We start from the raw sequence: 6,190 nt of genomic DNA, 5'->3' as shown, positions 1-6,190 counted from the left end.
CGCGCCGCCCCTCCAGCACCTCGGTATAGCCATAGGACCATCCCAGCATGGCGTTCACCGCGGCGGCCTCCTCGTCGGTGAAGGCTGCGCGCTTCACCCCCTTGGGCCGCCCCGTCGTGCCGGATGTGTAGATGATCGAACTCGGCGCGGGTTCCGCCTCGCCCGCAAATGGCGCGGCCGCCGCCAGCAGCTCGTGCCAGCGGGGAAGGCCATCGTCCGGCGTCGCCGCCTGCAGGCCATAGGCGGCGCGGATGTGCGGCGGCGTTTCCACCACCACCACCGGCAGTCCTTCGGGGATGGCGGCGCGGACAGGCGGCAGCAGGTCCTCATGGATCAGCAGCAGCTTCACGCCGCTGTCGCGCAGCAGGTAACCGGCCTCGTCCGGCGTGTAGTGCCAGTTCACCGGCACCGGGAACAGGCCCAGCATCCCCGCCCCGAACAGCGCCTCGAAATAGGCGAGGTCGTTGCGCAGATACAGCGCCACGCCATCGCCCTTCGAAAGCCCGTATCCGGCGATCACGCCGGCGGCGCGGCGGGCCGCCTCGTCCAGCTCCGCCGTCGTGATCCGCCGCTCGCCGCTGCCGATCCAGCCCATCGCCGCCTCTCCTCAGCGCTCGTTCATCGCCACATATTCCTGGATCTTCTGCTTCCCCAGCTGGCTCATATGCACCTCGTCGGGGCCGTCGGCGATGCGGATGAAGCGGTTCAGCGTGAAGAAGGCCGCGATCGGCGTATCGTCGCTCACCCCCATGCCGCCATGCACCTGGATCGCCCGGTCGCACACCGTCTGCGCCATCTGCGGCGCCACCACCTTGATCGCCGCGATCAGGTCCTTCGCCTGCCGGTTGCCGTAACGGTCCATGGCGTCCGCCGCCTTCAGCGTCAGCAGCCGCGCCATCTCGATCTCGCAGAAGCTCTTCGCCACGTCCTGCCGGATGCTGGACTGGTCGGCCAATTTCTTCCCGAAGGCCACCCGGCTGTCCGCCCGCCGCGCCATGATTTCCAGCGCGCGCTGCGCCTGCCCGATCGATCGCATGCAGTGGTGGATGCGCCCCGGCCCCAGCCGTCCCTGCGCGATCTCGAAGCCCCGGCCTTCGCCCAGGATCAGGTTTTCCTTCGGAACCCGCACATTGTCGAACCGCAGCTCGCATTCACCGCCCGGTGAATTGTGCGATCCGAACACCGTCAGATGGCGCACGATGGTGATGCCCGGCGTGCCCGGTTCCACCAGGATCTGCGAATGCTGCGTGTGGCGCGAACCGTCGAACCGGCTCTTGCCCATCACGATCCAGATGTCGCAACGCGGATGCATGGCATTGGAAATCCACCATTTCCGGCCGTTGATCACATAGTCGTCGCCGTCGGGCAGGATCGAAAGCTCCAGGTTGGTCGCGTCGGACGAGGCGACCTGCGGCTCCGTCATCACATAGGCGGACCGGATCTTCCCCTCCAGCAGCGGCTTCAGCCACTTCTGCTGCTGCGCCGGGCTGCCGAACTTCGCCAGCACCTCCATGTTGCCGGTGTCCGGCGCGGAACAGTTGAACACCTGCGAGCTCCAGGGCGAACGCCCCATGATCTCCGCCAGCGGCGCATATTCCAGGTTGGTGAGGCCGGGGGAGAATTCGCCATATTCATGCGGCAGGAACAGGTTCCACAGCCCCTCGGCCCGCGCCTTCGTCTTCAGCGCCTCCATACCCGGCCATTCCTTCCACAGGTTCGCCGGATCATGCACCCAGTCGTGATAGGCCTGCTCGTTGGGATAGATGTGCGCGTCCATGAAGGTTTCCAGCTGCGCCAGCAGCCCCTTCACCTTGTCGCTGTGGTCGAATTGCATGGGTCGTCCTTTCTCAGAGGGAGAGGCCGCCATCCACCACCAGCGTATGGCCGGTGACATAGGCAGCAAGCGGGGAAGCAAGGAAGATGGCGGCGCCCGCCATGTCGGCCGGCAGGCCGGCGCGGCGCTGCGGAATGGTGGCCAGAGCGCCCGCCATCCGCTCGGGGTTCTGCGTCGTCACCCGCGTCAGCTTGGTGTCCACCAGCCCCGGCGCCAGCCCGTTCACGCGAATGCCTTCCGGCCCCCAGGCCTGCCCCAGCGTCTTCGTCAGGCTGATCGCGCCCGCCTTGGAGGCCGCATAGGCCGGATTGCCGATGTTCGCCTTCAGCCCGGAAATGGAACTGACGATGATGACGCTGCCTTTGGTGGCGATCAGCTGCGCCTTGAACTTCCGCGCGCAGTGCATCAGGCTGTCCAGGTTCACGGCCATCACCCGGTCCCAGCCGGCCCGCTCGAACTCGCCCCGCTTGTACACCACCGTGCCCTGGCACAGCACCAGAACATCCAGCGTGTCGAAGGGCAGCGCGGCCGCCTCGATCGCATCCGGGTCGCCCACGTCCACCTGCGCATAGCCAAGGCCCGAAAGGTCGGAACCGTCCGCCGGGTCATAGTCGGCGGCGGACGCCTTCGTCCCCCACACGACCACCTCTGCCCCCCGCTCGCGGAAGCCGTGCGCGATGCCGTTTCCGATCCCGCTCGATCCCCCCACCACAAGCACGCGCTTTCCGGTGAAATCCGTATCCGTTGCCAAAGTCAGCCTCCCTCAGCCGATGCGCCGCAGCGCGCGTTCGAACAGGTAGATGGTATGGGCGTGCAGCCGGTCGCCCACCTCGCGCGGGGCCTTGCCGGCGCAGGCCCGCGCATGCGTGCCTTCCAGGATGATCCCCAGCTTGTAGCAGGCCAGCACCGCGAACCAGTCGAAGTGCGCCAGATCCCGCCCTGTCCGCGCCGCATAATGGGCGATCAGCTCGTCGGGCGTCGCGAACCCTTCCCACGGCGTCACCGCCACATCCGTCTCGTGCGGGCGGTCGCCTTCGGGCCAGGTCGCCACCAGCCATCCCAGATCCAGCAGCGGATCGCCCAGCGTGCAAAGCTCCCAGTCCACCACGGCGGCCAGCTCCCCGCTGTCGCGCCGGAACAGCACATTGCCGAAGTGGAAATCGCCGTGAATGATGCCCGCCCGGAATGTCTCCGGCCGGTGATCTTCCAGCCAGCGCGCCACCTTCGCCACACCGGGAATGGCGTCCGGCCCGGTCCAGCCGGGCATCTCCGCATAGCTTTCCAGCTGCGAAGCCCAGCGCCCCACCTGCCGTTCAAGCCAATTGTCCAGCTTGCCGAAGCCTTCCAGCCCCACCGCCCGGTAGTCCACGCCGGAAAGCGCCGCGATCGCCTCCACCATCGCCAGCCCCATGCGGTGCCGCATCGCCGCGTCGCCCGCATGCGGCATCGGCAGCCCCTGCGCCGCGTTGAAGCCGTCCACCGGTTCCATCAGGTAAAAGGCCGCGCCCAGCACGCCGTCGTCCCCGCAGGCGGCGATCAGCCCGGGGTGCGGCACCGCCGTTCCCGCCAGCGCCGCCAGCGCCCGCGCCTCGCGGCGCATCGTCTCGTTGCTGTTCGCCCGCAGCACCGGCGGCGGCCGGCGCAGCACATAGGCCCTGCCCGCCCGCTCGAACCGAAGCAGGATGTTCTGCGTCCCGCCCGACAGCCGCTCAACGCCGGTCAGCGGGCCATGGCCCAGCCGCTCGCCATCCATCCACGCCGTCAGCGCGCCAAGGTCCACACCCGGCTCCAACCGATCCTCCCCGATTTATCCACATGGATAATGCGTTTGACGCATCCGCCCGTCAAACTATGAATAGCGCCATGGTCCCGCCCCGCACGCCCGCCGATCAGCTGAAGGCCGCCGCCCTCGCGCTGTTCGCGCAGCGCGGGGTCGATGCCGTCACCGTGCGCCAGATCGCGGAGGCCGCCGGGCAGAAGAACCATGCCGCGGTCGGCTATCACTTCGGCTCGAAGGACGAACTCGTCCGCCAGGTGATCATCCACGGCGCGCGCCTGATCGATGATCTGCGCAACAACCTCCTCGACGAGATGGAGGCGCGCGGCGGGCCACACACGCTGTTCGATGTGGCCGACTGCCTCGTGCGCTCGTCGCTGCCGGCCGCGGATCCGCCGTGGAGCGATTGCTACAACCGCTTTGTCGTCTCGCTGCAGCTGTCGAACCGGCGGCTGTTCATGGATGCGAGGGAGGGCCGCTGGTACTCCGGCTTTGAGCGCTGCCTGGCCCACGCCCGCCGCCTGAGGCCGGATGTCACGCCGGACCTGATGAACCAGCGCCTCGTCTTCATGGGCGCAGCGCTCGGCGGCATCCTCTCGGCGCGCGAAGGCGAACTCGCGGACAAATCACGCCCCCACCCCACCTGGACAGCGCCCGAAACGCTGGATCGCGTCGCCCACGCGCTGGCCGCAATCCTGGCCGGCTGATACCGCCCGGCCGGCTATGCGCTCCCGAACGCAAAGATCCGTTCCACCACCCAGAAGCTGGCGATGCCGCCGATGGCATAGGCGGGAAGCGTCACTGCCCAGCGCGGGTCGACAGGCCCGCCCGTCAGCCGGCGCGCCAGTGCCGCCGCCGCCAGCAGCACGCCCACGAAGATCAGCTGCCCGATCTCGACGCCCACGTTGAAGAACAGCAGCGCCAGCGGAATGCTGTTTTCCGGCAGCCCCACCTCCGCCAGCGCGCCCGCGAACCCCAGCCCGTGCAGCAGGCCGAACGAGAAGGCGACGGCCCAGGGCTTTTCCGATGCCAGGCTCGGATGCCCCTGCTCCCGCCGCAGGATCTCCAGCGCCACGAACAGGATCGACAGCGCGATGATCGCCTCCACCGGCGGCCCCGGCACGTTCAGCACCCCCAGCGTCGCCAGCGTCAGCGTGATCGAATGGGCGATGGTGAAGGCGGTGATCGTCAGCAGCAGCTGCCGCTTGCCGCGCACCAGCATCACCAGCGCCGCCACGAACAGCAGGTGGTCGATCCCCAGCAGGATATGTTCGATGCCCAGCCAGGTATAGCTGGTGATCACCTCCAGCGGGCCGGGGCTGGCGCTCGCGGTAAAGGCCGGAACCGCAGGGTTCAGCCGTTCCAGCTGCTCGCTGCCGTCCGCCCGCGCCAGCCGCACCAGAACATCGGTCCGCGTCAGCCCCAGCCCCTCGAAGGCGATCGGGCGCCCATACAGCCCGCCCGGCACCTCCGCCGTCCAGCGGATCACCGTTGCCCCGCCCACATAGGATGGGCGGCGCGGCGTCACCTCCCGCGTGCCGGGCGGAAACACCGGCTTCAACTTCAGCGTCGTCTGCTCGTCCAGCGCCGGCACCTTCCACAGCACGTCATAGCGGCCGGGGGCAGTTTCGGTGAGCTGCAGATAGGCGGGCTTGAATTCGTCCGCCCGCGCCGGCCCCGCCACGATCGCCAGCAGCAGCGCCAGCAGCAGCCGGATCATGGCTGCGCCTCGATCACCACGTCATAGCGCGTGCGCAGCTCCGACAGCCGCTTCGCCCGCGCAGCCTCGCGCGCTGCATTCTCCCACTCCCGCAGCACCTCGGCGCGCACATCGGCCAGCGCCGGCACCTCCGGGGCAGAGCGGCTCTCCAGCCGCACCAGGTGCAGGCCATAGCCGGATGCGACCGGCCCCTGCCAGCCGCCCACCGGAAGCCGCGCCAGCGCAGCCGCGAAGCCCTCCCCGAACTCGCGGCCGACAAGGTCGATCGCCATCCCGTCGATCCGGGCCGGCAGCAGCGTCGGCCGCCCGACGTCGGATGGCGCCGCACCGCCCGCCAGTGCCTTCAGCGCAGCCCCGGCCCGCGCCCGATCCTCCGCAGCACTGCCGGAGGTGTCGAGAAGCAGTTGCGTGAACGTCACGACAGGCGGCGCGATGAAGCGTTCGGGATGCGCCGCCAGATAGGCCGCAAGATCGGCCTCGGTCGGCTCGCGCGCGTCCTCCTCCTCGGCGATCAGCTCATATTTCTGCCGAACGCGCCGCTTCACGACGGCATCGTCGCGCTCCAGCCCCATGCCCAGCCCCTCGCGGTAGAGGATCTCCTCATCCACCTTTGATTGCACCAGCGCATCCAGCTCCCCGGCGGTCGGCGGACGCCCCCACAGCTTCCGGTGCTCCGCCTCCAGCGCAGCCACCGTCGCGGCGGTCACGCGGATCTCATTGTCTCCACCGGACGGATTCACCAGCGCATAGAGCAGAAAGAGACCAAGGCCGATTCCAAGGAAATGAACCAGCGGCTCGCGAAGCAGGCGGGCGATCATCGGTGACTGGCACTCCACAAAGGGGGCGGCATCGCTCCCCC

The 6,190-nt window shown here is 68.7% G+C and carries 7 protein-coding genes; 1 reads left to right on the top strand and 6 read right to left on the bottom strand.

Going from position 1 to position 6,190, the window contains the following annotated elements; genetic code table 11:
• The 4 genes from ACE3O8_RS05485 to ACE3O8_RS05470 form a co-directional block, all read right to left on the bottom strand.
• Positions 1-595: AMP-binding protein (locus tag ACE3O8_RS05485; protein ID WP_374387606.1), on the bottom strand; the 595-nt coding region annotated here is incomplete at its 3' end.
• A gap of 12 nt (positions 596-607) precedes the next feature.
• Positions 608-1,834, bottom strand: coding sequence for an acyl-CoA dehydrogenase family protein (locus tag ACE3O8_RS05480; protein ID WP_374387604.1), 1,227 nt, complete (start codon positions 1,832-1,834; stop codon positions 608-610).
• Between the two features lie 13 nt (positions 1,835-1,847).
• A complete protein-coding gene (locus tag ACE3O8_RS05475; RefSeq protein ID WP_374387602.1) occupies positions 1,848-2,585 on the bottom strand; it encodes an SDR family NAD(P)-dependent oxidoreductase in 738 nt (245 codons plus the stop codon).
• A 12-nt stretch (positions 2,586-2,597) separates the two neighbouring features.
• Positions 2,598-3,626: a phosphotransferase family protein gene (locus ACE3O8_RS05470; RefSeq protein WP_374387600.1), complete on the bottom strand. Its 1,029-nt coding sequence runs from the start codon at positions 3,624-3,626 to the stop codon at positions 2,598-2,600.
• Positions 3,627-3,697: 71 nt separating this feature from the next.
• Between ACE3O8_RS05470 and ACE3O8_RS05465 the strand changes: the two genes are divergently transcribed.
• Entirely contained in the window at positions 3,698-4,318 is a 621-nt protein-coding gene (locus ACE3O8_RS05465) for a TetR/AcrR family transcriptional regulator (RefSeq protein ID WP_374387598.1), read from the top strand.
• 14 nt (positions 4,319-4,332) lie between these two features.
• Here the strand turns inward: ACE3O8_RS05465 and ACE3O8_RS05460 are convergent, their stop codons facing one another.
• Together ACE3O8_RS05460 and ACE3O8_RS05455 are read right to left on the bottom strand one after the other, a co-directional pair.
• Complete coding sequence (locus ACE3O8_RS05460; RefSeq protein ID WP_374387596.1) at positions 4,333-5,331, bottom strand: HupE/UreJ family protein; 999 nt, start codon at positions 5,329-5,331, stop codon at positions 4,333-4,335.
• A partial coding sequence (locus tag ACE3O8_RS05455) for a peptidyl-prolyl cis-trans isomerase (protein ID WP_374387594.1) occupies positions 5,328-6,190 on the bottom strand: 863 nt, incomplete at its 5' end. The genes ACE3O8_RS05455 and ACE3O8_RS05460, both read right to left, overlap by 4 nt.

It is taken from the genome of Sandaracinobacter sp. (assembly GCF_041909755.1).
GTDB lineage: Bacteria > Pseudomonadota > Alphaproteobacteria > Sphingomonadales > Sphingomonadaceae > Sandaracinobacteroides.
The sequence above is the reverse complement of the archived record's forward strand: the minus strand, read 5'-3'. Positions and strand labels throughout refer to the sequence as shown.

Excerpts from the sequence above, each read along its gene's own strand:
- ACE3O8_RS05480 (WP_374387604.1), bottom strand. The coding sequence starts at position 1,834 with ATGCAATTCGACCACAGCGACAAGGTGAAGGGGCTGCTGGCGCAGCTG.
- ACE3O8_RS05465 (WP_374387598.1), top strand. The coding sequence starts at position 3,698 with ATGGTCCCGCCCCGCACGCCCGCCGATCAGCTGAAGGCCGCCGCCCTC.
- ACE3O8_RS05460 (WP_374387596.1), bottom strand. The coding sequence starts at position 5,331 with ATGATCCGGCTGCTGCTGGCGCTGCTGCTGGCGATCGTGGCGGGGCCG.